Annotated in this window: 24 protein-coding genes and 1 pseudogene; 10 read left to right on the top strand and 15 right to left on the bottom strand. The window is 64.1% G+C overall.

Annotation, left to right across the window (positions count from 1 at the left end):
• Window positions 1–7 precede the first annotated feature (7 nt).
• From QCE49_RS19710 to QCE49_RS19685, 6 genes are read right to left on the bottom strand one after another with little or no spacing between them, the layout of a single operon-like run.
• A complete protein-coding gene (locus QCE49_RS19710; RefSeq protein WP_250458061.1) occupies window positions 8–1,147 on the bottom strand; it encodes an acyl-CoA dehydrogenase family protein in 1,140 nt (379 codons plus the stop codon).
• 8 nt (window positions 1,148–1,155) lie between these two features.
• Window positions 1,156–2,349: an acyl-CoA dehydrogenase family protein gene (locus QCE49_RS19705; RefSeq protein ID WP_250437017.1), complete on the bottom strand. Its 1,194-nt coding sequence runs from the start codon at window positions 2,347–2,349 to the stop codon at window positions 1,156–1,158.
• Between the two features lie 59 nt (window positions 2,350–2,408).
• On the bottom strand, window positions 2,409–3,197 hold the full coding sequence (locus QCE49_RS19700; protein WP_008347332.1) for a citryl-CoA lyase: 789 nt from the start codon (window positions 3,195–3,197) through the stop codon (window positions 2,409–2,411).
• 9 nt (window positions 3,198–3,206) lie between these two features.
• Window positions 3,207–3,710 carry a MaoC/PaaZ C-terminal domain-containing protein gene (locus QCE49_RS19695; protein ID WP_008347330.1) on the bottom strand — a complete coding sequence of 168 codons (504 nt, stop codon included), beginning with the start codon at window positions 3,708–3,710 and terminating at the stop codon, window positions 3,207–3,209.
• A 7-nt stretch (window positions 3,711–3,717) separates the two neighbouring features.
• Entirely contained in the window at window positions 3,718–4,866 is a 1,149-nt protein-coding gene (locus tag QCE49_RS19690) for an acyl-CoA dehydrogenase family protein (protein ID WP_250437016.1), read from the bottom strand.
• A 42-nt stretch (window positions 4,867–4,908) separates the two neighbouring features.
• Window positions 4,909–5,661 (bottom strand): SDR family NAD(P)-dependent oxidoreductase, encoded by a 753-nt coding sequence (locus QCE49_RS19685; RefSeq protein ID WP_250458062.1) that lies wholly within the window; start codon window positions 5,659–5,661, stop codon window positions 4,909–4,911.
• Window positions 5,662–5,888: 227 nt separating this feature from the next.
• On the opposite strand from QCE49_RS19685, the gene QCE49_RS19680 reads away from it, so the two are divergent.
• From QCE49_RS19680 to QCE49_RS19645, 8 genes and pseudogenes are all read left to right on the top strand, one after another.
• Window positions 5,889–7,772: a feruloyl-CoA synthase gene (locus tag QCE49_RS19680; RefSeq protein ID WP_250458063.1), complete on the top strand. Its 1,884-nt coding sequence runs from the start codon at window positions 5,889–5,891 to the stop codon at window positions 7,770–7,772.
• 20 nt (window positions 7,773–7,792) lie between these two features.
• Window positions 7,793–8,932: an acyl-CoA dehydrogenase family protein gene (locus QCE49_RS19675; protein ID WP_008347322.1), complete on the top strand. Its 1,140-nt coding sequence runs from the start codon at window positions 7,793–7,795 to the stop codon at window positions 8,930–8,932.
• A gap of 35 nt (window positions 8,933–8,967) precedes the next feature.
• Window positions 8,968–10,155, top strand: coding sequence for a lipid-transfer protein (locus QCE49_RS19670; RefSeq protein ID WP_008347320.1), 1,188 nt, complete (start codon window positions 8,968–8,970; stop codon window positions 10,153–10,155).
• Window positions 10,155–10,592, top strand: coding sequence for a MaoC family dehydratase N-terminal domain-containing protein (locus QCE49_RS19665; protein WP_008347319.1), 438 nt, complete (start codon window positions 10,155–10,157; stop codon window positions 10,590–10,592). The genes QCE49_RS19670 and QCE49_RS19665 overlap by 1 nt, the downstream gene beginning before the upstream one ends.
• 14 nt (window positions 10,593–10,606) lie before the next feature.
• On the top strand, window positions 10,607–11,023 hold the full coding sequence (locus tag QCE49_RS19660) for a MaoC family dehydratase (protein WP_008347317.1): 417 nt from the start codon (window positions 10,607–10,609) through the stop codon (window positions 11,021–11,023).
• Between the two features lie 22 nt (window positions 11,024–11,045).
• Complete coding sequence (locus QCE49_RS19655; RefSeq protein ID WP_008347316.1) at window positions 11,046–11,867, top strand: SDR family NAD(P)-dependent oxidoreductase; 822 nt, start codon at window positions 11,046–11,048, stop codon at window positions 11,865–11,867.
• 334 nt (window positions 11,868–12,201) lie between these two features.
• Window positions 12,202–12,651, top strand: a pseudogene (locus QCE49_RS19650) (glycosyltransferase family 2 protein); the annotation flags it as partial.
• A 72-nt stretch (window positions 12,652–12,723) separates the two neighbouring features.
• On the top strand, window positions 12,724–13,185 hold the full coding sequence (locus QCE49_RS19645) for a hypothetical protein (RefSeq protein ID WP_244256264.1): 462 nt from the start codon (window positions 12,724–12,726) through the stop codon (window positions 13,183–13,185).
• 45 nt (window positions 13,186–13,230) lie between these two features.
• On the opposite strand, the gene QCE49_RS19640 is transcribed toward QCE49_RS19645, so the two are convergent.
• Entirely contained in the window at window positions 13,231–14,391 is a 1,161-nt protein-coding gene (locus QCE49_RS19640) for a CaiB/BaiF CoA-transferase family protein (protein WP_175982038.1), read from the bottom strand.
• A 124-nt stretch (window positions 14,392–14,515) separates the two neighbouring features.
• Between QCE49_RS19640 and QCE49_RS19635 the strand changes: the two genes are divergently transcribed.
• Together QCE49_RS19635 and QCE49_RS19630 are read left to right on the top strand one after the other, a co-directional pair.
• Complete coding sequence (locus tag QCE49_RS19635; RefSeq protein ID WP_250458065.1) at window positions 14,516–15,769, top strand: aconitase X catalytic domain-containing protein; 1,254 nt, start codon at window positions 14,516–14,518, stop codon at window positions 15,767–15,769.
• Window positions 15,756–16,196, top strand: a complete 441-nt coding sequence (locus tag QCE49_RS19630; RefSeq protein WP_250458066.1) for an aconitase X swivel domain-containing protein — start codon at window positions 15,756–15,758, stop codon at window positions 16,194–16,196. Before QCE49_RS19635 ends, QCE49_RS19630 begins: the two co-directional genes overlap by 14 nt.
• Here the strand turns inward: QCE49_RS19630 and QCE49_RS19625 are convergent.
• From QCE49_RS19625 to QCE49_RS19590, 8 genes are all read right to left on the bottom strand, one after another.
• A complete protein-coding gene (locus QCE49_RS19625; protein WP_175982040.1) occupies window positions 16,177–16,878 on the bottom strand; it encodes a GntR family transcriptional regulator in 702 nt (233 codons plus the stop codon). The genes QCE49_RS19630 and QCE49_RS19625 overlap by 20 nt on opposite strands.
• A 46-nt stretch (window positions 16,879–16,924) precedes the next feature.
• Window positions 16,925–18,160 carry an amidohydrolase family protein gene (locus QCE49_RS19620; protein WP_250458067.1) on the bottom strand — a complete coding sequence of 412 codons (1,236 nt, stop codon included), beginning with the start codon at window positions 18,158–18,160 and terminating at the stop codon, window positions 16,925–16,927.
• Window positions 18,161–18,172: 12 nt separating this feature from the next.
• Window positions 18,173–19,171, bottom strand: coding sequence for a 4-hydroxyproline epimerase (locus QCE49_RS19615; RefSeq protein WP_250458068.1), 999 nt, complete (start codon window positions 19,169–19,171; stop codon window positions 18,173–18,175).
• The gene (locus QCE49_RS19610; RefSeq protein WP_250458069.1) at window positions 19,168–20,070 is read right to left on the bottom strand and encodes a dihydrodipicolinate synthase family protein; all 903 of its coding nucleotides are present in this window, start codon (window positions 20,068–20,070) and stop codon (window positions 19,168–19,170) included. The genes QCE49_RS19615 and QCE49_RS19610 overlap by 4 nt, the downstream gene beginning before the upstream one ends.
• 15 nt (window positions 20,071–20,085) lie before the next feature.
• A complete protein-coding gene (locus tag QCE49_RS19605; protein WP_250458070.1) occupies window positions 20,086–21,312 on the bottom strand; it encodes an FAD-binding oxidoreductase in 1,227 nt (408 codons plus the stop codon).
• A gap of 4 nt (window positions 21,313–21,316) precedes the next feature.
• Window positions 21,317–22,396 (bottom strand): proline racemase family protein, encoded by a 1,080-nt coding sequence (locus QCE49_RS19600; protein ID WP_250458071.1) that lies wholly within the window; start codon window positions 22,394–22,396, stop codon window positions 21,317–21,319.
• A gap of 2 nt (window positions 22,397–22,398) precedes the next feature.
• Window positions 22,399–23,709, bottom strand: a complete 1,311-nt coding sequence (locus tag QCE49_RS19595) for an MFS transporter (protein WP_008347300.1) — start codon at window positions 23,707–23,709, stop codon at window positions 22,399–22,401.
• Between the two features lie 129 nt (window positions 23,710–23,838).
• Complete coding sequence (locus tag QCE49_RS19590; protein WP_250458072.1) at window positions 23,839–24,474, bottom strand: M12 family metallopeptidase; 636 nt, start codon at window positions 24,472–24,474, stop codon at window positions 23,839–23,841.
• Between the last annotated feature and the right edge of the window lie 126 nt (window positions 24,475–24,600).

Here is a 24,600-nt window from a genome sequence, read left to right as displayed (position 1 = left end):
GCGCGTCTCACGCGGCGCGCGCGCGTGCCTCCGGCTCGATCGGCAGATTCGCCAGCACGTCGGCGTGAAATTCGGCATCGCCCAGACGTAGCGACCCCACCATCAGCGACTTGAAGTAATCGCCGACAGCCAGTTCCGCCGTAACGCCCATGCCGCCGTGCAACTGCACGGCCTGCTCGCCGACGAAACGCGCCGCGCGGCTCACGATCAGCTTCGCCGACGAAATCATGCGACGCCGCTCGATGACGCTCGGATGATCGATGGCCGATGCCGCCAGATGCGCCATCGACAACGCCAGTTCCTTTTGCACGGCCATGTCCGCGACGCGATGGCGCAACGCCTGAAAGCGCGCGAGCGGCTGGCCGAACTGCTTGCGGGTGCTCAGATATTCGGCCGTCATCTCGACGAGGCGTTCCAGCGCGCCCGCGCTTGCCGCGCATTGCGCCGCGATGCCGAGTTCGAGTGCGCTTTCGAGCATCGCTTCGCCGCGCGCGGCATCGCCGATGAGCGCGCTTTTCGGCACGCGCACCGCCTTCAGCGTGACTTGCGCATCGTGCGTGCCGTCGAGCGTCGGATAGGCGCGAATCGTCACGCCGGCAGCCGACGACGGCACGACGAACAGCGACATCGCCTGCGCCGACGCGTTCCACGCCGATACGATCAGCGATTGCGCGACGGCGCCATGCCATACGTGAACTTTCTCGCCGTCGAGCAGGAAGCCGTCGTCACGCGCTTCGGCTACCGTCGACGGACGCGCGAAGTCGTAGCGGGCACACGGCTCCTGATACGCGAGCGTCACGATCTCGCGGCCTTCGGCGATCGGCGGCAGCCACGCTTCGCGTTGCGCTTCGGTGGCGTATCGCTGAATCAGCCCGGCCGCCATGACCGCGCACGGAATGAGCGGCTCTGGCAAGCACGCGCGGCCCGCTTCGAACTGAATGGCGAATGTGTCCGTGGCTTGGCCATCGAAACCGCCGTGCTCGGAGCCGATCACGAGCCCCAGCACGCCGAATTCCGCGTAGGTTCGCCACGCGTCGCGGCTGAAACCGTTCGCCTTGCGGCGCGCCTCCAGCGGATAGCGCTCTTCCGTGAAGCGCCTCAGGCTGTCCGCGAGTTGGCGTTGTTCTTCGCTGTATGAAAAGTCCATGTCCGATCTCATCCCTCGATGACCGCTTTCGCAATGATTTCCTTCTGCACCTCGTTCGTGCCGCCGTAGATGGTCGGCTTGCGCATCTCCAGATAGAAGCTGCCGATGCTCGCGCCATGACCGGGATCGGGCGTCCATCCGTCGAAGCCGTCGGCGAGCCAGTCGGGCGAGAACGGCACCGCATTCGGCCCGGCGATATCGAGTTGCAGCGCCGACAACGACTGCTGCAGTTCGGACCCGCGAATCTTGAGGATCGACGATTCCACGCCCGCGCCGCGCTGACTCGCCTGCGACGCGACGCGCATCAGCAGCATTTCGAGCGCCAGCACTTCGGCCTCGATGCACGCGATCTTCTCGCGCACGCGCACGTCGTCCGCGAGCGGCTTGCCGTGGCGGCGCTCGCGCTGCGCCAGCGCCTTCACGTAATTCAGCTCGCGTCTGCAATTGCCGATGCCCGCGATACCCGTGCGCTCGTGGCCGAGCAGGTATTTCGCGTAGGTCCAGCCGCAGTTCTCCTCGCCGACGAGGTTTTCGACGGGCACCTTTACTTCGTCGATGAAGACTTCGTTGACATCGGTCAGGCCTTCGAGCGTGCGGATCGGACGCACGGTGATGCCGGGGCTTTTCATGTCGATCAGCAGCAGCGAGATGCCGCTTTGCGGCTTCGCTTCGGGATCGGTTCGCACGAGACAGAACATCCAGTCGGCGTGCTGCGCGTAGGTCGTCCAGGTCTTTTGCCCGTTGACGATGTAATGGTCTCCGTCGCGCACCGCCCGTGTTTTCAGCGAGGCGAGATCCGAACCCGCGCCCGGTTCGGAATAGCCTTGACACCACCAGTCCTCGGCGGTCGGAATGCGCGGCAGGAAGCGCGCCTGCTGCGCCTTGCCCGCGAACTTCATCAGCACCGGGCCGATCATGTTGAGGCCGAATGGAAGCTGACGCGGCGCACCCGCGATGCCGCATTCGATATCGAACAGCAGCCGCTGCAACGCACTCCAGCCCGTGCCGCCGAACTCGGCCGGCCAGCCGGGCGCGCCCCAGCCATGCTGATACAGAATGCGCTGCCAGCGCACGAAGTCGTCGGCATCGAGGTGACGATGATTGAGCACTTTCTCTCGCAGATCCACGGGCAGGTTCTCTGCGAGAAAGCGGCGTACCTGGTCGCGGAACGCGAGATCCGCGCTTGAATAGCTGAGGTTCATGGCACTTCCTTCTGGAGGCGCCCCTTCGCGGAGCGCCTGAGTTAGCGTCGGCTGGCGGCTCAGCGCGTGCGTGAGCGCGCCGGAATTTCGTTGCGCTCGTCTTGCGTCAACACAAGATCCCAGATTTGCTGCGCGACCGGGTTCTGACGCTCCTCGTACAGATGCGCGATGAGCCCCGCCGCGCGCCCGACGAGCATGAAGCCGCGCGCGAGCAGCGGATCGAGCGACATGTCCGCGACGATCGCACCGATCGCGCCCACGGCGTTGAGCGGCAGGTTCTTGCCGTGCTCGTCGCGCAGCACGCGCTCGATCGCGAACACGAGCCGCCAGTGCTTGCCGAAATAGCCGTTGTCGCGCGATGCCTGCGCGAGCGTCGCGACGCGCGGATCGCCGTGGATGTGGATCGGATGCCCGACGCCGTAGATCGGCTGCTTCGCTTCCTTCGCGCGCCGCACGGTCTCGCGCGCGCACGCGGTGATGTCGTCCTCGCTCGCGTCGTCGCGCAATTCGCGTCCGGCCTTGATGAGCATCTCCGCCGCGTTCTGCGTCGTGCCGAGAAAGACGCTGCCCGCGCCGAGGAGCCCAGCCGCGACCGCCGCCTGCATCGCCTCGGGCGCGCCGAGATACGTGAGACGCGCGCTCATCGCGGAAGGCGTCAGGCCGTGATCGCACGCCGTCACGAGAATGAGATTGACCATGCGCTTTTCGCGCTCGTCGGGCACGCGGTTCAGGATCGTCAACATCATCGTTTCGACGAAGTCGAGTTTGCCCAGAATGTCCTTCGACAGATCCTTGCCGCGCACGGTGATCCTGTCGATCGTCGTGTAGCCGATTTCGGTGCTGACCATGCTGTCTCCTTATGAATCGTTCTGCGCGCGGCGCAGGACCATCATGCGTACGTCGCATTCGCAGACGGTCTCGCCGCGCTGATTGACCGCCACACGCCTGAAATCGACGATGCCGCGCGCCGGGTTCGACGTCTCGCGCCTGTCGCTGATTTCGATGCGCGCCTTGATCGTGTCGCCGATGAGCGTCGGCTTCGGAAAGCGGATGCGCGTCTCCAGCATGCCGATCAGCGACGGCTCGAGCAGTTGATTGACCACCGTGCGGGTGTTCAGTCCCGACACGATCGACGCGACGAGCATGCCGTGCGCGATGCGCGCGCCCCACGGCGTGCTCGCGGCGTACTCGGCATCGACGTGCACGCGGTTGTAGTCGGCGGAAAGCGCGGCGAAGCTCACGACGTCCGCTTCGGTCACGGTGCGGCTCGCCGTTTCGAACGAGAAGCCCGGCTCCAGGTCTTCCCAGTAGTAGCGCGCGGTGTGGAGGTCGCGCGGCGCGAGCATGTTTTCCTGGTTCATGCGCGCCTCACACGATGGCCGACATGCCGAGCACTTCGCGCCCGACGATCAGCGTCTGCACTTCGGCGGTGCCTTCGGGAATGGTGCCGCCGCTCGTGTCGCGGAATATGCGCTCCAGCGGATACTCCGTCGAATAGCCGATGCCGCCGTGCACGCCGATCGCGATCTTCGCCACTTCATGCGCCGCTTCGGCGGCATAGAGCTTCGCGATCGAGCATTCGATGCGCGCGGGCAAACCCTTCTGCAACGCGACGGCCGCCTTGTAGCCGAGCGCGCGCGCAGCTTCGGTGCGCACCATCATGTCGACGATATGCTTCTGCACGAGCTGGAACTGGCCGATCGGCTTGCCGAACTGCTTGCGCGTCTTCGCGTATTCGACGGACAGATCGAGCGCCGCCTGCGCCGCGCCGACCGCGCCCATCGCAATATTCATGCGGCCGTAGTTCAGTCCGATCGCCATCACCTTGAGGGCGCCGCCTTCCGCGCCGAGCAGGTTTTCCTTCGGAATGCGCAGATCGTTGAGAAACAGCTCGGACGTGCCCGACGCCTTCAGCACCATCTTGTCGACGAGCCGCGCCTCGACGGGCGTCTGCGACTTGTCGACCAGAAAGAGCGAGTGGCCGCCGTCGCACGTCTTGCTGTGCGTGCGCGCGAGCACGATGGCGTAATCGGCCGCGACGCCGTTCGTGATCCACAGCTTCGTGCCGTTGAGCACGTAGTGATCGCCGCGATCTTCGGCGCGCGTTTCGATGCCCGCCGGATTCGAGCCGTGATTCGGCTCGCTGAACGCGACGCACGCGCCCTTTTGCGACGCGAGCACGGGCGCGAGAAAACGCGCCTTCTGCTCGTCGTTGCCCTGATGCGAAACGAGGCGGCAGAACACGTTCGTGATATTGACAATGGTGCGCAGCGAGCCCCAGAAATAGCCGCATTCTTCGAGCATCATCGCCCAAGTGACGAAATCGAGGCCCATGCCGCCGTCTTCTTCCGGCAGCAGGCCGCCGATATAGCCGAACTGGCTCACGCCCGCGAGCAGGTCGAGCGGAATGCGCCGCGCCTTCTCGCATTCGTCGATGCGCGCCACGACTTCATTGCGCATATAACGGCGGATGCTGTCGCGCAGCGCGACCTGATCCGCGTCGAAATCAAAATCCATGTGCCACCTGCGTCTTCGAATGATGGGTAAATGAATGCGCGTTCAGGACGAGAAGCGCCCGCCCGTGACGTACAGCGTGACGCCGGAGATGTAACGCGCGCGCTCCGACGCGATGAACGCAACCGCCGACGCGATGTCGCCGGGCATGCCGAGAAAGCCGACGGGCGTTTTGGCGATCGCCGAGTCGCGCAGCGTTTCGTACGTGGGATTGGCGCGCATCAGTTCGGTCTCGACGAAGCCCGGCGCGACCGCGTTCACGGTGATGCCGAACTTCGCCTGTTCGAGCGCGAGCGCGCGCGTGAAACCGATCAGGCCAAGTTTGGCGGCGCTGTAGTTGGTTTGCCCCGGATTGCCGAACACGGAGCGCGAAGAGATGTTCACGATGCGCCCCCACTTGCGCGCCATCATGCCGGGCAACACCGCGCGGCTGCTGTGAAACGCGCCTTTCAGGATCACGTCGACGACGGAATCCCATTCGGGCTCGGTCATCTTCGTCAGATAGCGGTCCTTGTTGAAGCCCGCGTTGTTCACGAGGATGTCGACGCCGCCGAAGGCTTCGTCCGCCGCGTTCGCGACGTGCCGCACTTCGTCCTCGCTGCATACGTCGCAGCGCACCGCAATCGCCTGCGCGCCGCTCTTTTGCAGGCCGCGTGCGACTTCGTCTGCGGCGGCGGCGTCGATATCGGACACGACGATGCGCGCGCCTTCCGCCGCCAGCATGCGCGCGACTTCCGCTCCAATGCCGCGTCCGCTGCCCGTGACGAGCGCGACCTTCCCGGCGATACCCAGATCCATGACGTCTCCCTTTGATTCGATGTCTTCACCGATGCGCGTTTTCAGCGACTTCGCGTTGTGCCGCATCGTGGAATGAAGATACGCTGCGGCGCCACAGGAGCCGCCACCCACCTCGGGTGGTCGCCGCCTTGCGCGCAAGCCGTATGCTTCTGAAAAGTGCAGAGCGCTCGAATCAGGCACCCAAGCCCGATCGGAAAGAAGCCAAACATGCTCAGGAGACAGGCGTAATGAGTACGTTAGAAGCAAGCGACGCGACGAAGCCGCGATATCGTCCCGTGCAGTTTCCGCAACGCCGCACGCTCGTGGAGCGCCGCGCCGACGGCACGCTGATTCTTCGCTGCGACCGTCCGTTGCCGGACATCGCGCAGCGTTCCTTCGCCGATTTCATTCCGCTCTGGGCCGCCGAACGCGGCGACACGCCCGCCTTCTGCGAGCGCGGCGAAGATGGCGCGTGGCGCGCGTTGAGCTGGAGGGAACTGTGGCGGCAAGTCCGCACGGTCGGCGCCGCGCTGCTCGAAATGGGCCTCGGCGCGGAACGTCCGCTGATGCTGCTGTCCGGCAACTCGATCGAACAGGCTGTCGTGCTGCTCGCCGCCGAATACTCGGGCATTCCGAGCGCGCCCATTTCGCCCACTTATGCGCTGCTCAGCAAGGACTTCGCGCGACTCAAGGCGATTTGCGAACGCGTGCCGCCCGGCGCGGTGTTCGTGCAGCAAACCGGTCCATTCGCGCGGGCGCTCGCGGCGCTGCCGCTGAACGGCGCGCCTGTCATCGCAGTGAAACAGGCGCTGGCAGGACACATCGCATGGGACGCGTTGACCGCTCTTCCGCTATCGGACGCGCGGCTGCAAACGGTCGAGCAAGCGCATGCGGCCATCCAAAACGACGACACCGCGCGCGTGCTCTTCACCTCCGGCTCGACCGGCGCACCGAAGGGCGTGCGCCTCACGTACCGCAATCTCGGCGCGGTGGCGGCCTACTATTCGGACAATCTCGCGTGGCTGCGCGAATCGCAGCCCGTGTTCCTCGACTGGCTGCCGTGGCATCACGGCCTGGGCGGCGTGCTGCATCTCGGGCGCGCAATCCAGTTCGGCGCGACGCATTACATCGACGATGGCCGGCCGCTTCCCGGCATGATCGAGCGCACGCTGCGCAATCTTCGCGACGTCGCGCCGACCATCTATACGAGCGTTCCGTCCGCCTGGGCCGCGCTGTCGAACGAACTCGAACGCGATCCGCTGCTCGCACAGAATCTCTTCGGCAAAGCCAGCTTCTTCGGATATGGCGGCGCGAGCATGCCGGTCGAAGTGTGGAACCGCATTCAGGCCGTCGCGGAGAAGACCATCGGCGAGCGCATGACGTTCTGCTCGGGACTCGCGGCCACGGAAACGTCGGGAATGGGCACGTACTGCGGCTGGGCGACCGACACACCGGGCAATATCGGCACGCCGTCGCTCGGCACCGAAGTCAAGCTGCTGCCGCTTCCGGGCGGCGACGGACGCTATGAAATCCGCATGCGCGGCCCGAACGTGTTCGGCGGCTACATCGGCCAGCCGGATTTGACTGCCGCCGCTTTCGACGAAGAAGGCTTCTTCCGTTTCGGCGATGCCGTGCGCCTCGCCGATCCCGCCGATCCGGCGAGGGGCATGGAGTTCGCGGGCCGCACCGTCGAAGACTTCAAGCTCGCGAACGGCAGCTGGGTGCGCGTCGGCGCGTTGCGGCTCGCGCTCGTCGACTGCTGCGCGCCGCTCGTTTCCGACGCCGTGATCTGCGGTCACGACCGCGACTATCTCGCGGCGCTCGCCTGGCCGAACGTCGCGGCATGCCAGCGCCTCGCGCCCGAGCTGGCGTCGCTGGATGCGAAGTCGCTCATCGCGCATCCGCTCGTCATCGAAGCTTTGCGCGAACGGCTCGTGCGGCAAAAGCCCGCCGGCGCGACGCTCGTCATCGAACGGCTCATGCTGATGGCCGAACCGCCATCGCTCGATGCCAACGAAATCGCCGACAAAGGTTACGTCAATCAGGCGACCACGCGCGCGCGCCGGGCGCATCTGATCGACGAGCTGTACGGGACCGAACCGGGCCAGCACATCGTCCGCGCGCGCCGATAACAAAACAAGAGGAGCTTGCAATGCACATCAATCGAACCGTCTTCAGAGACGATCACGAAATGCTTCGGACTACTGCGCGCAGATTCTTCGAGCGCGAATGCGTTCCGCGCCAGGCGCAATGGGACAAGGCCGGTTGCGTGGATCGTGAAACATGGCTCAAGGCCGGCAAGCAAGGGCTGCTGTGCACGTCGATTCCGTCGGAGTACGGCGGCGGCGGCGGCGACTTCGGGCACGTCGCCGTGCTCGTCGAAGAGATGGCGCACACGGGCGTGAGCGGACCGGGCTTTGGCGTGCACTCGGACATCGTCGCACCGTATATCGCGCGCATCGGCAATGAAGAGCAGAAGCAGAAATGGCTTCCCGCGATTTGCGCAGGCGAGCAGATTCTCGCGATCGCGATGACCGAGCCCGGCGTCGGCAGCGATCTCAAAGCCGTGCGAACCACCGCGCGGCGCGAAGGCAACGAGTACGTCATCAACGGCAGCAAGACCTTCATCACGAACGGTCTGAACTGCGATCTGATCGTGGTCGTCTGCACGACCGATCCGGCCGCGGGCGCGAAGGGCGTGAGCCTGATCGTCGTCGAAGCGACGCGCGAAGGCTTTCGCCGCGGCCGCAAGCTCGACAAGGTCGGATTGCACGCGCAGGACACCGCCGAACTCTTCTTCGACGACGTGCGCGTGCCCGTCGCGAACCGGCTCGGCGACGAAGGCAAGGGCTTCGCCTATCTGATGGCGGAATTGCCGCAGGAACGGCTCTCGATCGCGGTGAGCGCGGCGGCGCGTCTCGAAACCTGCCTGCAGCACACGATCGATTACGTGAAGGACCGTCGCGCGTTCGGACAGACCGTGTGGGACTTTCAGAACACCAAGTTCAAGCTCGCGGACGTCAAGGCGCAGGCGATCGCGGTGCGTCTGATGATCGATCACTACATCGGCGAGCACACGCGCCGCCGGCTGACGCTCGAGGAATCCGCGATCGCCAAGCTCTATTCGACCGAAGCGCTCGGCAAGGCGCTCGACGAGATGGTGCAACTGCACGGCGGCTACGGCTACATGCTGGAGTATCCGGTGGCGCGCGCATTCGTCGACGCCCGTGTCTCGCGCATTTTCGGCGGCACCAGTGAAGTCATGCGAGACCTCATCTCGCGCAAGCTCTGAATCCATCGAATCCTCAATCACTGAAGGAGAAGCACATGAGTCGCAAGGTGTATGTCGCGGGCGTGGGAATGATTCCGTTCAAGAAGCCGGGTGCAAGCGAGACGTACGACGTGATGGGCGAAATCGCGATCCGCGATGCGCTCGCCGACGCCGGCCTCGACTTCAAGGCCATCCAGCAGGCTTACGCGGGTTATGTGTACGGCGATTCGACGTGCGGCCAGAAAGCGCTTTATCGCGTCGGCATGACGGGCATTCCGGTCATCAACGTCAACAACAACTGCGCGACGGGTTCGTCGGCGCTCTGGCTTGCGCGCCAGGCCGTGGAAAGCGGCGCGGTCGATTGCGCGCTCGCCTTCGGCTTCGAATTCATGCAGCCGGGACCGCTGCTGCCGAAATGGCCGGATCGCGCGGCGGCGCTCGAGCGTGCGATCAGCCTGACGAACGAACTCGTCGACAACACGGAAGTGCCCACGGCGATTCGCCAGTTCGCGGGCGCGGGCCAGGCGCACATGCGCAAGTACGGCACGAAGCTCGAAACGTTCGCCCGCATTCGCGCGAAGGCGAGCGAGCACGCGGCACGCAATCCGCTCGCGGTGTTCCGCAACGTCGTGACGACCGAAGACGTGATGAACGCGCCGATGCTCTGGGAAGGCGTGCTCACGCGCCTGATGGCCTGCCCGCCGACATGCGGCGGCGCGGCGGCGATCGTCGTGTCGGAGGCCTTCGCGCGCAAGCACGGCCTGCGCACCGACGTGCTGATCGCCGGCCAGTCGCTCGCCACCGATCTGCCGAGCACGTACGAAGCGCGCGACATGATCCGCGTCGTCGGCTTCGACATCACGCGCAACGCGGCGCAGCAGGCATACGAGCAGGCGGGCGTCGGTCCCGAAGACATCGACGTGATCGAGCTGCACGACTGCTTCGCGCAGAACGAACTGCTGACCTACGAAGGACTCGGCCTGTGCAAGGAAGGCGAAGGCGAGCGCCTCGTCATGGATGGCGACAACACCTACGGCGGCAAATGGGTGACGAATCCGTCGGGCGGCCTGCTTTCCAAGGGGCATCCGCTCGGCGCGACGGGTCTCGCGCAATGCTACGAGCTGACGCATCAGTTGCGCGGCACGGCCGGCGACCGTCAGGTCAAGGACGCGAAGATCGCATTGCAGCACAACCTCGGGCTGGGCGGCGCGGGCGTCGTCACCATCTACAAGAAGACTGCGTAATGGCGATCGACAAACAACACATCGGCATGAAGTTGCCGGTCTATTCCGCGACGGCGGACGCGTGGCGTCTGCGCTTCTTCGCGAAGGCGATCGGCGAAACCAATCCGGTCTACTTCGACGAAGCCGCCGCTCACGACGCCGGTTATCCGGCGCTGCCGCTGCCGCCGACGTTCCTGTTCTCGCTCGAATTCGAGCAGCCGTCGACGGCGTGGCGCGAGGCGATCGGCATCGTCTCGTCGCGCATTCTCCACGGCGAGCAGTCGTTCACGTATCACCGCATGGCGTATGCGGGCGACGTGCTGCGCTTCGAGAGCCGCATCGCCGATATCTACGACAAGAAGAACGGCGCGCTGTGGTTCATCGTGCGCGAGACGCGTGTCACGAACCAGCGCGGCGAGCACGTTGCCGATCTGCGCAGCGTCGTCGTTCAGCGATAAGCGGGGAAATGCGAATGAGCACCATCAATTTCGATTCGATCCAGATCGGCGACAGCTTGCCGCCGCTCACCCTTCCGCCCGTCGACCGCACGATGCTCGCGCTGTTCGCGGGCGCATCGGGCGATCACAACGCCATTCACATCGACACCGACTATGCGCGGCGCGCCCGCGTGCCGGACGTGTTCGCGCACGGCATGTTGTCGATGGCCTGGCTCGGCCGGCTGTTGACGTCGTGGGTGGAGCAACGGCAGCTTCGTGCGTTCGGCGTGCGCTTTGTCGGCATCACGCAGCTCGGGCATGTCGTGACGTGCACGGGCAAGGTCACCGAAAAATTCGAAGCCGACGGCGAACGCCGCGTGCGGCTCGAGATCCAGACCGTCAATCAATATGGCGAACCGCGCGTGCTCGGCGACGCGGTGATCGCGCTCTGACTTCAATCATCAGGAAGACATCATGGGAAAGCTCGAAGGCAAAGTGGCATTGGTAACCGGCTCGGGACGCGGCATCGGTCAGGCGATCGCGATGAAGCTCGCGAGCGAAGGCGCGCGCCTCGTCATCAACGATCTCGATGCCGAACCCGCGCAGGAAACCGTGGAACTGCTGCGCAAGCAAGGCACGGAAGCGGTGGCGTGTGTCGGTAACGTATCCGCGCCGGATTTTGCGGACCGGTTCATCGGCACGGCGATGAATTCGTTCAAGGGCATCGACATCATCGTGAATAACGCCGGTTTCACCTGGGACGACGTCGTGCAGAAGATGACCGACGAGCAATGGTACGCGGTGCTCGATTGCCATCTGACCGCGCCGTTTCGCATCCTGCGCGCCGCGTATCCGCACATCAAGGCGCTGCACGCCGCCGACAAGGAAGCCGGACGCGACAATTACCGCAAGATCGTGAACATTTCGTCGACGTCCGCGCTGAACGGTAACGCCGGTCAGATGAACTACTCGTCGGCGAAAGCGGGCGTGATCGGGATGACGCGCGCGCTGGCGCGCGAATGGGGCCGCTTCAACGTGAACGTCAACGCCGTGGCTTTCGGGCTCATCCATACGCGCATGACCGTGAGCACGGAGCAGGCGCAGACCGTGAAGATCGACGGGCGCGACATCCGTGTCGGCCTGAACGCCGACATGCTGAAGACGCACGCACAGCGCAATCCGCTCGGTCGTGGCGGCACGCCGGAAGAAGCCGCGGGCGGCGTTTATCTGTTCTGCTCGCCCGAGTCGAATTACATTACCGGCCAGACGGTGGCGGTTGCGGGCAACTTGCAGTAGAGCGATCGATTTTCCTTGGAGTGGCTGCTTCTCTTTGGCACGTTCGGATAGAGCCGAACGTGCCTTTTTGCTTTTTATCGCCATGGGAACGCGATAAGTTTTCGAAGTCCATAATTGACCGCCTTCGCGTCAGCCCGGTCATTAATTCGTGAATAGCAGGAGAACTGAAGTATTAAGTTCTTGTTGAAACAAGATATAACAGGGAAAATCTGCTGAATTGAACCATGCACCGGTTTGGCAATAGTCAATGACCCTGATGCGTGCATGCGATGCACCAAGTAGAATCCCTAAGCCGTTCTACTGAAAAAGGTCTCGAAGCTGGGACTGACAATACATGCAAGCACCGCCAAAAATCAGTGTCCTGCTGCCCGTGTACAAAGTCGAGCCGTACATTGAAGAATGCCTCGACTCGCTATTGTCACAAACCTCCACCGACTTTGAGATTATTGCCGTCGACGACAGCAGTCCTGATCGATCCGGCGAAATGACTTCACGCATTCTGGAAAAGCAAAACAGAATATCGTGGAAACTCATCAAGAATCTCAAGAACAAAGGACTGGCCGAAACCCGCAAAATCGCCGCAATGGCGGCGCGTGGCGAATACGTTTTGTGCGTCGACAGTGACGATCACATTCATCACGACACCATTCGCCGTGTCATCCAGGAAGCCGACAAGCACAATGCAGACGTCGTGGTCTTCGCCGCCGAGAATCTGACGCCGGATGGCAAGGTCAATTACCGCATCGAGACGGGCGACGCCGTTATCAGCGGCGTGCAGGCGGTCGAGAAAATCCTCGATTTGTCCTTGCAGGCGTATTGCTGCAACAAACTCGTGCGCCGTTCGATTTTTCTCGCCGTGGAACATCCGACCGGACTGATTTACGAGGATATCGTCGTCTCGGTCCAGACGCTCGGGAAGTCGAAAATCGTGCGGCTGATGCCCGATACCTTGTACGCGTATATGTATCGGGAAGCGGGAATTTCGACGCGTTTCAATCCGAAGATCGTGGATCTCTTTGCGATTGTCGATCGCGTGGAGAGACTCACGGCGTCGATGCCTATACCGAATTACCGGCGTCTGCTGTTCCGGTTGAAGTACATCTATGCGTATCGCACGATTGCGTTTCAGGCGGCGATGAAGGCGCCGACTTACGGTTCCGCGAAGCCGATTTTGCGCAGCGTGTCAGAAAAGTTGCGCATGGCGCATTTGCTCGGCATGTATTCGGACAGTCGGCCGAAACTGTCGATCGTCATGGCGATGCTGAAGATTCATCCGTGGATTTTCTATTGCTTCGTCCGGCGATTCGGACAAAGGTAATCCTGCCACAGCGGCCGCGCTCCACGCGGCCGCTCGTCCCGCCGATCAATCTTCCGCGTTGAATCCCAATCCGCTCGCGCGCAAACGCGTCAGTTCCGCGTCGTTCAACCCCCAATCCCGAAGTGCATCGCGCCCGCCTTCGCCGCGTTGCGGCGCGGGGCGCGAGATCGCGGATGGCGTCGCGGAAAAGCGCGGCGCGGGCGCGGGCTGTACGACGCCATCGAACTCGACGAAGCTTCCGCGCGCCCGATGATGCGCGTGCGCCGGCGCTTCCGAGAAGCCGAGCACGGGCGCGACGCACGCATCGCTGCCATCGAACACGCGGCACCATTCGTCGCGCGTGCGCTCGGCAAAAGCCGCCGTGAACCGCGCCTTCAGCACGGGCCATCCGGCGCGATCGTGCTGCGCTGGCAAACCCGCATCGGCGAGCCCGAGCTTCTGCAGCAGTTCCGCATAGAAGCGCGCCTCCACTGCACCGACCGACATGTAATGCCCGTCGCGGGTGCGATAGCTGTCGTACCACGGCGTGCCGCCATCGAGCAGATTGCTTTCGCGCGTCTCGCGCCAGTTGCCCGATGCGATCAAGCCCCAGACGGTCGTGCCGAGTTGCGCGGCGCCTTCGATCATCGCGGCATCGACGACCTGACCCGCGCCGCCGCGCTGCACGTTGAGAAGCGCCGCCACGACGCCGAGCGCGAGCAGCATGCCGCCGCCGCCATAATCGCCGACGAGATTGAGCGGCGGCACCGGCGCTTCGCCCGCGCGGCCGATTCCCGACAGCACGCCCGACAACGCGACGTAGTTCAGATCGTGCCCGGCGCTTTGCGCGAGCGGCCCCGTCTGTCCCCAACCGGTCATGCGTCCGTAGACGAGCTTCGAATTGCGCGCGAGCGCGGCGTCCGGGCCGAGGCCGAGACGCTCCATCGTGCCCGGACGGAATCCTTCGATGACGACATCCGCCTTCGACATCAGTTCGAGCGCGGCATCGGCCGATTCGCGCTTTTTCAGATCGAGCGTGACCGAGCGCCGGCCGCGCCCTGTCAGATTCTTGTGCTTGCCGCTGACCTTCGGACCGAGATCGCCGGGCGCGACGGCCCGATCGATACGCAACACGTCCGCGCCCATATCGGCGAGCAACATGCAGCCGAACGGCGCAGGACCGATCGCCTCGAATTCCAGAACCTTTATCCCGCTCAATACGCCCATGACTGCCCGCCTCCGCATTTAGAAGTTTTGCAATGTTGCCAGTAGGCCAGACGCGCGAACGCGCCGCGCCACCCGCTTCGGGTAGACTGCGCTGACATCCCTCCGCGCTGCGTCAGCGAATCCGATGCTCACACTTTCCCCACGCGACACCGCCATGCTCAACGGCGATTTCGGCGATGGCCTCGCGCTCGCGATGCGTATCGTCGCGGCGACGGCGCGCGTCATGGATGCCGATGCGCTCATCGATATCTCGGGCGCGCATATCGACGGCTGTCTGTATCACGGCGCGGCGAGTCTCGATTTCGTCGAGCGCTTCGTCGCGAGCGGCGCGAAGGTCGCCGTGCCGACCACGCTCAATGTCGGCTCGCTCGATCTCATTCACCCGGAACTCTTTCGCGGCGACGCCGGTATCGCGAGCGCGGGCAAGCGGCTCATGCAGGCGCATCTCGAGCTCGGATGCGAAGCCAGCTTCACCTGCGCGCCGTATCAATTGAAGCATCGTCCGAAGCTGGGCGATCAGATCGCGTGGGCCGAATCGAATGCGATCGTTTTCGCGAACTCCGTGCTCGGCGCGCGCACGAGCCGTTACGGCGATTTCCTCGATCTCGCCGCCGCCATCACCGCGCGCGTGCCGGACGCGGGCCTGCATGTGACGGCGAATCGCGCGGCGCGCATCGTGATCGCCGCGCCCGATCTGCGCGCGTCGCCGCATCGCGATGCCGATTTCGCCGCGCTCGGCTTTCTGCTCGGCGGCATTGCCGGCGCGACGGTCGCCGCGATCACCGGCCTGCCCGGCGACACCACCGAAGACGAACTCAAAGCGCTCGGCGCGGCGGCGGCATCGAGCGGATCGGTGGCGCTGTTCCATGCGGTCGGCATCACGCCGGAAGCCGCCACGCTCGATGCCGCGCTTCAGGACCGCGCGCCAGAACGCACGATTGCCGTCAGCGCAGCCGATCTTCACGACGTGCGCGCGCGTTGGTCGCACGCGAAACCCGGCGATGCGCTCGCCGCGGTGAGCCTCGGCACGCCGCACTTTTCCGTCGATGAATTTCGCACGCTTGCCGCGCTCATGGGGCGTCACGACGGCGCGCCGCGCTGCGATATCTACGTGAACACGAGCCGCTTCGTGCTGTGGCAACTCGAGGAAGAAGGCATTGCGCAGAAGCTCGCGGCACGCGGCGTGCAGATCGTCGTCGATACCTGTACGTACATCACGCCGGTGATGAAGCAGGTGAGCGGCCTCGTGATGACCAACTCGGGCAAATGGGCGCATTACGCGCCGGCGAATATCGGCGTGACGGTCGCGTTCGGGAGCATGAGCGAATGCGTGCGATCGGCGTTCGAAGGAAAGGTGTGCATCGATGAACACGTTTGAGGCCGTCACGCTCGTTCCGGGCCACGCGCGCGCGTCGGGAATCGCGTTGCCGCCGCTCAGCTTCTGGGGCGGTTACGACGCTGAGCGCGGCCTGATCGTCGATGCGACGCATCCCGGTCACGGCCAAAGTCTCGCGTCGCGCATTCTCGTGATGCCGCGTGCGCGCGGATCGAGTTCGAGCAGCAGCGTGCTCGCCGAAGCGTTGCGCAACGGCACCGGGCCCGCGGGCATCGTGCTCGCGGAGCGCGATCTGATTCTGTCGATCGGCGCGATCGTCGCGAACGAACTCTATGCGTCGAACGTGCCCGTCGTGATGGTCGATGAAACCGCGTTCGCGCACATCGCCGCCGCCGGCGATGCTCACATCGAAATCGATGCGCGCGATGCGGCGAGCGTGCGGCTCGTCCTCAACCCTGACGCGACATGATCGTCTCCACGACCGAGATGATCTGCTGCGCCGCCGTCTTGACGTGCTGTTCCAGCAGCTTCGCGCCGAGCTTCGCATCGCGCTTCTTGCATGCGTCTATCAGGTTCATGTGCTCTTCGTGCGACTGCTCGCGGATCGGCACCTGCACCACCTGAAAGCGGAAATAGCGGTCGCTGCGATCGTGCAGCACGCGCAGCATCTGCAATGTGATGTCGCGCCGCGCCGGCAGATAAAGCGTCTCGTGCAGACGCCAGTTCAACTGGCCCCAGACGCCCGAATCGGCGGTATCCATTTCGGCGACGAGCTTCTCGGCTTTCGCGATCTCGGCATCGGTAATATGCGGGATCGCCTGCGAAAAGAGCCACGGCTCCAGCCGAATGCGGATTTCGAACGTCTCCTGCACTTCTTCGATCGACAGCTCCGCGACATACGCGCCCTTGTGCGGCACCTTCGTCAGCAACCCTTCTCCGGTAAGCCGCGTGATCGCTTCGCGGATCGGCACGCGGCTCACGCCGAGTTCATCGGCGAGCGCTTCCTGGCGCAGCACTTCGCCCGGCGCGAGATCGCCCGACAGAATGCGTTGCCGGATCGCGGTCGTGACGAGTTCGACCGTCGTCGTGCGCACGATCCTGTGCGTGGAGTCGCTCTCTTTTCGAAGGGATTTGGCGGCGACCGGAGACATGTTTTATCGGCTTAGGCGTGAAGGTGCGGCATCGTAACACGCGTGTTCACAGCAACTTCTCGCGTACCCACGCACCGTTTTTCATCACGCCCGCGATGCGCTCGCCCTGCCCTGTCAGCACGCGAATATCCTTCAGCGGATCGCCATCGACGACGAGCAAATCCGCGTACGCGCCCGCCGCGACGACGCCGAGCTTGCCCTTCATGTTGACGATCTCCGCGCCGATGGCCGTCGCCTGACGAATCGCCTCGAACGCGCCGACGATATTCGCGCGTATCGACAACTCATCGCTTTGATACTGATGCATGTCGCCGAACAGATCGCTCCCGAGGCCGATCTTCACGCCGCGTTCGTGCAGCATCGCGAGCGCTTCGAGACCGCGCTTGCGCACCGATTCATTCTTGTCGAGCGTGTCTTGCGCGAGGCCCATTTGCGCGCCGACCTTTGACATCGCGTCATAGGTGACGAGCGTCGGCACCGCGTAGGCGCCGTGTTCGGCCATCACGCGCGCGGCATCTTCATCGATCAGATTGCCGTGCTCGATCGTGCGCACGCCGAGCTTCACGACACGCGCAATCGCCTTCGCGGTGTACGCATGCGCCATCACATACGTCTGATGCGATTCCGCTTCTTCGACGGCGGCCTTCACTTCGTCGACGGAGAATTGCAGATTGCCGATGGGATCGGTCGGCGAAGCCACGCCGCCCGATCCCATGATCTTGATGTGATTCGCACCCGCGCGCATCTCCTCGCGCACGGCCTTGCGCATTTCGTCGACGCCGTCGACCACGCGCCCGATCGCGCCCATGTTGCGATTGCAGCCGCACGGGTCCGGATCGGCGTTGTCGAAGCGCTCGCGAAAATCGCCGTGGCCGCCCGTCTGCGAAAGCGCCTTGCCCGCGACGAACAAGCGCGGCCCCGCGATCACGCCGTCTTCGATCGCGCGCGACAGCGCATAGTCCGCGCCGCCCGCATCGCGCACGGTCGTGAAGCCGCGATCGAGCATGCCCGCGAGGATCGGCACGGCGCGCAGCACGGCGAACGTGTTCGGCAGACGGCTGTTGTTGCCGAGATGCGCGACCGATGCAATGACATGCACATGGCAATCGATCATGCCGGGCATCACCGTCTTGCCGCCGACATCGATCACTTGCGCGCCGCTCGCCTCGACCGGTTCGCGCGTGACTTCGCGGATCGCATCGCCGTCGATGACGATGGAATAGCGGCCGTCGTCGCGTTCGTGGTCGGCGTCGAGCACGCGGGCGTTCTTCAGAATCAGCATGCGTTTTCTCCGTTATTTCAGCAGGAATCCGTGCGCGAGCGGATCGCGGTCATCGACGAAAATCGTGTTGTGGCCCGTCACGCGCGCCCATCCTTCGATGGCCGGCACGATCGCATCGTATTCGCCGACGCGCGCCGCTTCCATCGGCACGCCTTCGAACAAGGTGCCGATGATGCTTTCATGCACGAAGCGCTCGCCGATCTTCAACTGCCCTTTCGCGACACGCTGCGCCATGCGCGCCGACGTGCCCGTGCCGCACGGCGAGCGGTCGATGGCTTTGTCGCCGTAGAACACCGCGTTGCGCGCGCTCGCGCCTTCCACCGTCGGCTCGCCCGTCCACATGACGTGACTGAGGCCGCGTATCGCATCGTTTTCCGGATGCACGAACGCGTACTTTTCGTTCGCCTTCTGACGCAGGATCGGACTCAGACGCTGAATGTCCGATGGCTTCAGCGCGTGCAGCCCTTCGTAGTCGCGCTGCGGCTCGACGATCGCGTAGAAGTTGCCGCCACACGCGACATCGAAACGAATCTCGCCCAGGCCCTCGACGTCGACGGACAAGTCTTGCGAATGCAGAAACGAAGGCACGTTGACGAGCTGCACCGAATCGACATGCTCGCCGTTCATCCTGTAACGCGCGATCACGAGACCGGCGGGCGTGTCGAGCCGCAGCACGCCCGGCTCGCGCGGCCGCACGAGTCCGTTTTCGATGGCCGTCGTCACCGTGCCGATGGTGCCGTGCCCGCACATCGGCAGGCATCCGCTCACTTCGATGAAGAGAATCGCGAGATCGCAGTCGGCGCGCGTCGGCGGATAGAGAATGCTGCCGGACATCACTTCGTGGCCGCGCGGCTCGAACATGAGCGCGGTGCGTATCCAGTCGAACTCGCGCAGGAAGTGCGCGCGCCGTTCGATCATGTTCGCGCCTTCGAGCGGCGGCGCGCCGCCCGCGACGACGCGCACCGGATTGCCGCATGTGTGTCCGTCGATGCAGAAGAACGTCGATTTCATTGCGCGAGCGCCCGCACGTTGGCGATCGCCTTCTCGACGATCTCGATGGTCCGCTGCCGTTCCGCGCCTTCGAGCAAGAGGCGCGGCGCTTTCACGTACTCCGGATAACCCGCCGTGATGTTCTCCGCGAGCTTGATGTACTGCACGAGCTTGACGTGCGTGTCGAGATGGAACAAGTCGATCAACGCGCGATAGAGCGCGCGCGCCTTGTCGTATTCGCCGTTGACCGCGTAATTCAGCAGATCGACGGATTCCTTCGGCATCGCGTTGGCCATGCCGGAAACCCAGCCCTTCACGCCGAGCGCGACGGATTCCACGATCAGATCGTCGACGCCGCAGAACACGACGAAGCGGTCGCCGAAGCGCGCGTAGAGATCGGTGACGCGCGTCGTGTCGTAGGTCTCTTCCTTGATCGCGACGACGTTGGGTTCATCCGCGAGTTGCGCGAGCAAGTCCGGCCGCATGTCGACGCCATAGCCGCGCGGATTGTTGTAGATCATGAGCCCGAGCTTCGTCGAGCGCGCAATCGACCGATAGTATTCGACGGTCTCGCGATCGTCCGATCGATACGTGAGGCCCGGAAACACCATCAGCCCTTGCACGCCGATGGCTTCCGCGTCTTTCGCGAACTGCATCGCGTTGGCCGTGTTCAGTTCCGCCAGTCCCGAGATCACAGGCACGCGCCCGTTCACGGTTTCGACCGCGATCTTCAGCACCGTGCGCTTTTCCTCGGGCGTGAGCTGCGCGTTCTCGCCGACCATGCCCATCATCACGACGCCGCGGACGCCGTTGTCGATCAGACGGTTCAGGCCGTTCACGATAGCGTCACGATCGAGCGAGCCGTCCTGCTTGAGCTTCGTCGTCACGGCGGGGAATACGCCTTTCCAGTTCACTTGCATGTTTGCTCCTCCAATCTAGAAACGTGCGATCGAGTAAGGCGTGAGCGGCACGCGCGGCGTGCGTCCCGCGAGTACATCGGCGACGAGCGCGGCGGTCGTCGCCGATTGCGTGAGGCCGAGATGACCGTGCCCGAATGCATGGACGACCGACGGCATGCGCGGCGATGCGCCGATCACCGGCAGCGAGTCGGGCGTCGCGGGGCGATGGCCCATCCATTTCACGGCGTCCGTATCGTCGATGCCTTCGATGAAGCGCTTGCCCAGTTCGAGCAACGCGTCGCTGCGACGATAGTTCGGCGGCGCGTCGATGCCCGCGAACTCCGCCGCGCCGCCGATGCGCAAGCCAATATCGAGCGGCGTCGCAACGAACTTGCGCTCCGCGAAGATCACTTCGCGCGTCAGTGCGACGCCGTGCTTTGGCAGCGTCGCGTTGTAGCCGCGTTCGCTTTCGAGCAACACGCTATCGCCGATCGACCTCGCGAGCGCCGCCGACCATGCGCCCGCCGCGATCACGATGCGTCGTCCGTTGACGCGCGTGCCGTCGTCGAGCACGACGGATTCCGGCGCGTCGATGGCGCGCGCGATGCCCGTCACGAAGCGCGCGCCGAGCGCACGCACGCGCTCGCGCAATAGCGTGACGATGCGGCGCGGATCGCCGATATGCGACCAGTCGTCGAGGAACACGCCATGCCTGAAGACCGGCGCGAGCGACGGCTCGCATTCGCGCACTTGCTGCGCGCTCAACGCGTGCCAGCGCGCGCCGAGTTCGCGCTTGAAGGACCATTCGGGCTGATCGGCGGCGAAGGCTGCATCGGTTTCATAGACCGTGAGCGCGCCCCGCCGATACAGCATCGCGCTTGCGCCGATATCGTCGAACATCGGCAGGATGTCGTCGTAGACGCGGTTGTTGAGCAGCGAAAGCGCATGCGAGATCGCCCGAAAGCGCGCCGGCTCGCTCGCGCGGCGAAACGCCATGAACCACGGCAGCGCCTTCGGCACATGCTTCCAGTCGAGCGCGAGCGGCCCGAGCGGGTCCATCAGCCATTTCGCGGCCTTCGTGAACATGCCGTGCACGACGATCGGCGTGCTCTCCGTCACCGCGATGCCGCCCGCATTGCCGTGCGATGCGCGATCGCCTTCGAAATCGCGATCGACGAGCGTCACGCGCGCGCCCTCGCGCAGCGCGGCCCACGCGCATGCGAGTCCTACGATGCCCGCGCCGATCACGATGACGTCCGTCATGTCTTCACTCGCCACGTTGCGAACTCACGCGCGATTTGATGAGCTTGTCGTCGACGGCTTCGCACCATGTGTCGGCGAGCGTGAAGCCGGTCTGGAAGCAATCGGTCGGATCGACGCCGACCTGCGAGATCGCCGTGATCCACGCCTGTCCCGCGACGACGGGCACGACGGCGGGAACATCGCCTAGACGCGTCGTGGACTCGATGCGGCTTTCGAACACCGATCCGATGATCGACTCGTGCAGAAACGTCTCGCCGACATCGATCAGCCCTTTCGCGTGCATGACGGCGAGCCGCGCGGACGTGCCCGTGCCGCACGGCGAACGATCGCAGCGTCCCGGCGACACGATCACCGTGTTGCGCGATTTCAGCACGCCGTTCTCGCGCGAAATCGGGCCGACGAACTCGGTCATCGTGATGCCCTTGATGAGCGGATTGAGCGGATGCGGCGAAGGCAACTGCGCCCCCGCCGCGGCCTTGATGACTTGCCCCAGCTCGCACAGTTCGCGCGCTTCATCGGGCGTGATGCGAAAGCCGAGTTTCTCCGCATCGACGATCACATACGTCATGCCGCCATAGCCGACATCGACGGTCAAACTGCCGATGCCTTCGACCTCGATCGTCTTGTCGAGATGATTCGCGAACGCGGGCTGGTTCGTGAACTCGACCTTCGTGACCTTGCCGTTCGCGCACGAGCAGCGCAGATGGATGAGGCCCGCGGGCGCTTCGAGCACGAGTTCGGTGACGGGCTCGGTCATCGGCAAGATGCCGGTTTCGAGCAGCACGGTCGCGACGCACATCGTGTTCGAGCCGGACATCGCCGGATATTCGGTCGATTCCGCGATCACGTAGCCCATCTGCGCGCGCGGATCGGTCGCGGGCAAGATGAAGTTGACGGTCTGATTCGCCGAGCCGCGCGGCTCGAAGATGCAGATGCGCCGCAAGTCGTCGCGCACTTCTTCGAGGTGCATCATCTTGTCGAACATCGTGGCGCCGGGCACGTCGAAGACGCCGCCGGTCACGACATTGCCGACTTCGCCTTCGGCGTGGCAGTTCACTACGGTGAGCGTGCGATTCCAGCGCATGTTTATTGCAGCGGCGCGTGCGCCGTCTCCTTGATGGTGGCGACCGTGATCGTCGAAAGCAACGCCGCGAGCATCACGAAATACGCGGGCGAAAGCGGCGAGCCGGTTGCCTTGATGAGCGCGATGGAGATCATCGGCGCGAAACCGCCGAACACCGCGTTGGCGATGCCGTAGCCGATCGACATCCACGTCGTGCGGATTTTCGTCGGGAAAAGTTCGGAGAGCACGGCCGGCCCCACACCCGAAAATATGCCGATGACGACGCCGCCCAGCACCTGCACCGCGCCGACGATCGCCGCCGACTTGTACGTGAGCATCAAGTGAAAGATCGGATACGGCAGCACGAGAAACGCGATGCAGCCGATCGCATAGATCGGCTTGCGGCCGAAGCGATCCGACGCCGCGCCCCAGAACGGAATCGACGCGGTCATCGCGATGAGGCCCGCCGTGTTGAGCCAAAGCGCCGTCGACGGATGCATGCCGACGTATTTCGTCGTGAACGACGGCAGATAGTTGAGCAGCACGTAGAGCGAGACCGTCCACACGATCACGAGCCCGCACGCCTGCAGACCGAGCAGCGCGGGCGCGCGGCCTTTGGTCTTCGGCGCTTCGTCGCTTGCGCTTTGATACGCGGGCGTCTCCTCGCTGCGCTTTCTGATGATCCAGCCGATCGGCCCGATCACGATCGCACCGATGATGAACGGCACGCGCCAGCCCCAATCGAGCATCGCTTGAGGCGAGAGCAGCGTCGTCATGAGCGCGGCCGCGCCCGAGCCGAGCAGCATGCCGCCGAGGGTGCTGCATTGCTGGAAGCTGCCGTAGAAGCCGCGCTTGTTCGGCGGCGCCCATTCGACGAGAAACGCGACCGCGTTGCCCAGCTCGCCGCCGACGGAAATGCCTTGCAGCATGCGCGCCGCGACGAGCAGGATCGGCGCCCATATGCCGATGGCCGCATACGACGGCAGCAGCGCCATGAAGAGCGTCGCGGCGGCCATGAGCGGCATGACGAAGGTGAGCGTCCACTTGCGGCCTTTCTTGTCGCCGAGCCAGCCGAAGATGATCGCGCCGAGCGGACGCGCCGCGAAGCCCAGGCCGAATGCGCCGAATGTGCCGAGCATGGCGGCGAAGTCGTCGCCGGTGGGGAACATCACTTTGGCGATGACGGTCGCGAGGAACGCGTACGTGCCGAAATCGAACCATTCGAGGATATTGCCGACGACGGCGGCGGTGACTGCACGGCTGGTTTTCGATGAGACCCGCGGGCTGTCGCTCGCGGCATAGGGGTTCGCAACGGCATTGGCTCGGTCGGTCATGGGGGCTCCGTCGGCAGCGTTGGGTGCGGCGTGGGGGTGATTGTGCGCCCATGTCAAAATTGAATCAAGGATTTTGGATCCAAAATCGAAGCCCGCAAACCGCCGGATTTTCTGGCGACCCGTCGGCTTTCAGCGCGCCGTCTGCGCCGCGACGGTCTGCGTGACGGCCGGTGCCCCATAAAACATCTGCGCCATCGCGATATCCGTCGCGCTCAATTGTCCGTTACCGTTCCATTGCGGATTGCAGTAATTCATGATCGACGCCAGATCCCACGCGCCGATCATCGTGTCGCCGTAAGTGCCTTGCGCGGGCTCCTTGCATGTCGTCGATGGCGTGTCCGGCCGATTCTGCTCATGCGCGAATCCCAGCGCATGACCGAACTCGTGCGCGGCGATGGCGCGAACACAATACTCCTCGCGTCCGATGCAACTCGTACTCCAGTTTCTGAACGTGAAGTTGAAGACCATGCCGCCGGCGACATTGTTGATCTGCGTTCCCAGACCTTGCGTATGCGGTCCCGTCTTGGCGCTATCCTCGACCGATATTCGAATGCCGTAATAGTTCGGCGCGTTGGTGCATTGCTGCCATCCCGCGAATACGACGCCCGAATGCGCCTCCCAGCTTTGCTGAACCGCGAGCTGACTCCAACTGCGTTGATTGGCGTACATCGCGAAATCGGCGTTGCTCAGATCCCAGCACACGTTGATCGGAAACTGCTTCCAGATGACCGTCGATAATGCGAAACCCTTGTTCGTCCCATTCATCTGGGCATCTTTCGCGGATGCATTCACGGCATCGGATGCGCCGTCGCCTCCGCCGCATGCGCCAAGCAGCATTGCTAACAATAATGCGAATAGGCACGCGCCGATCCGTCTCATGTTCTTCTCCGC

Source organism: Caballeronia sp. LZ008 (genome assembly GCF_031451435.1).
In the GTDB taxonomy this organism is placed as follows: domain Bacteria; phylum Pseudomonadota; class Gammaproteobacteria; order Burkholderiales; family Burkholderiaceae; genus Caballeronia; species Caballeronia zhejiangensis.
This window is presented reverse-complemented; position numbering and strand designations above follow the sequence as displayed.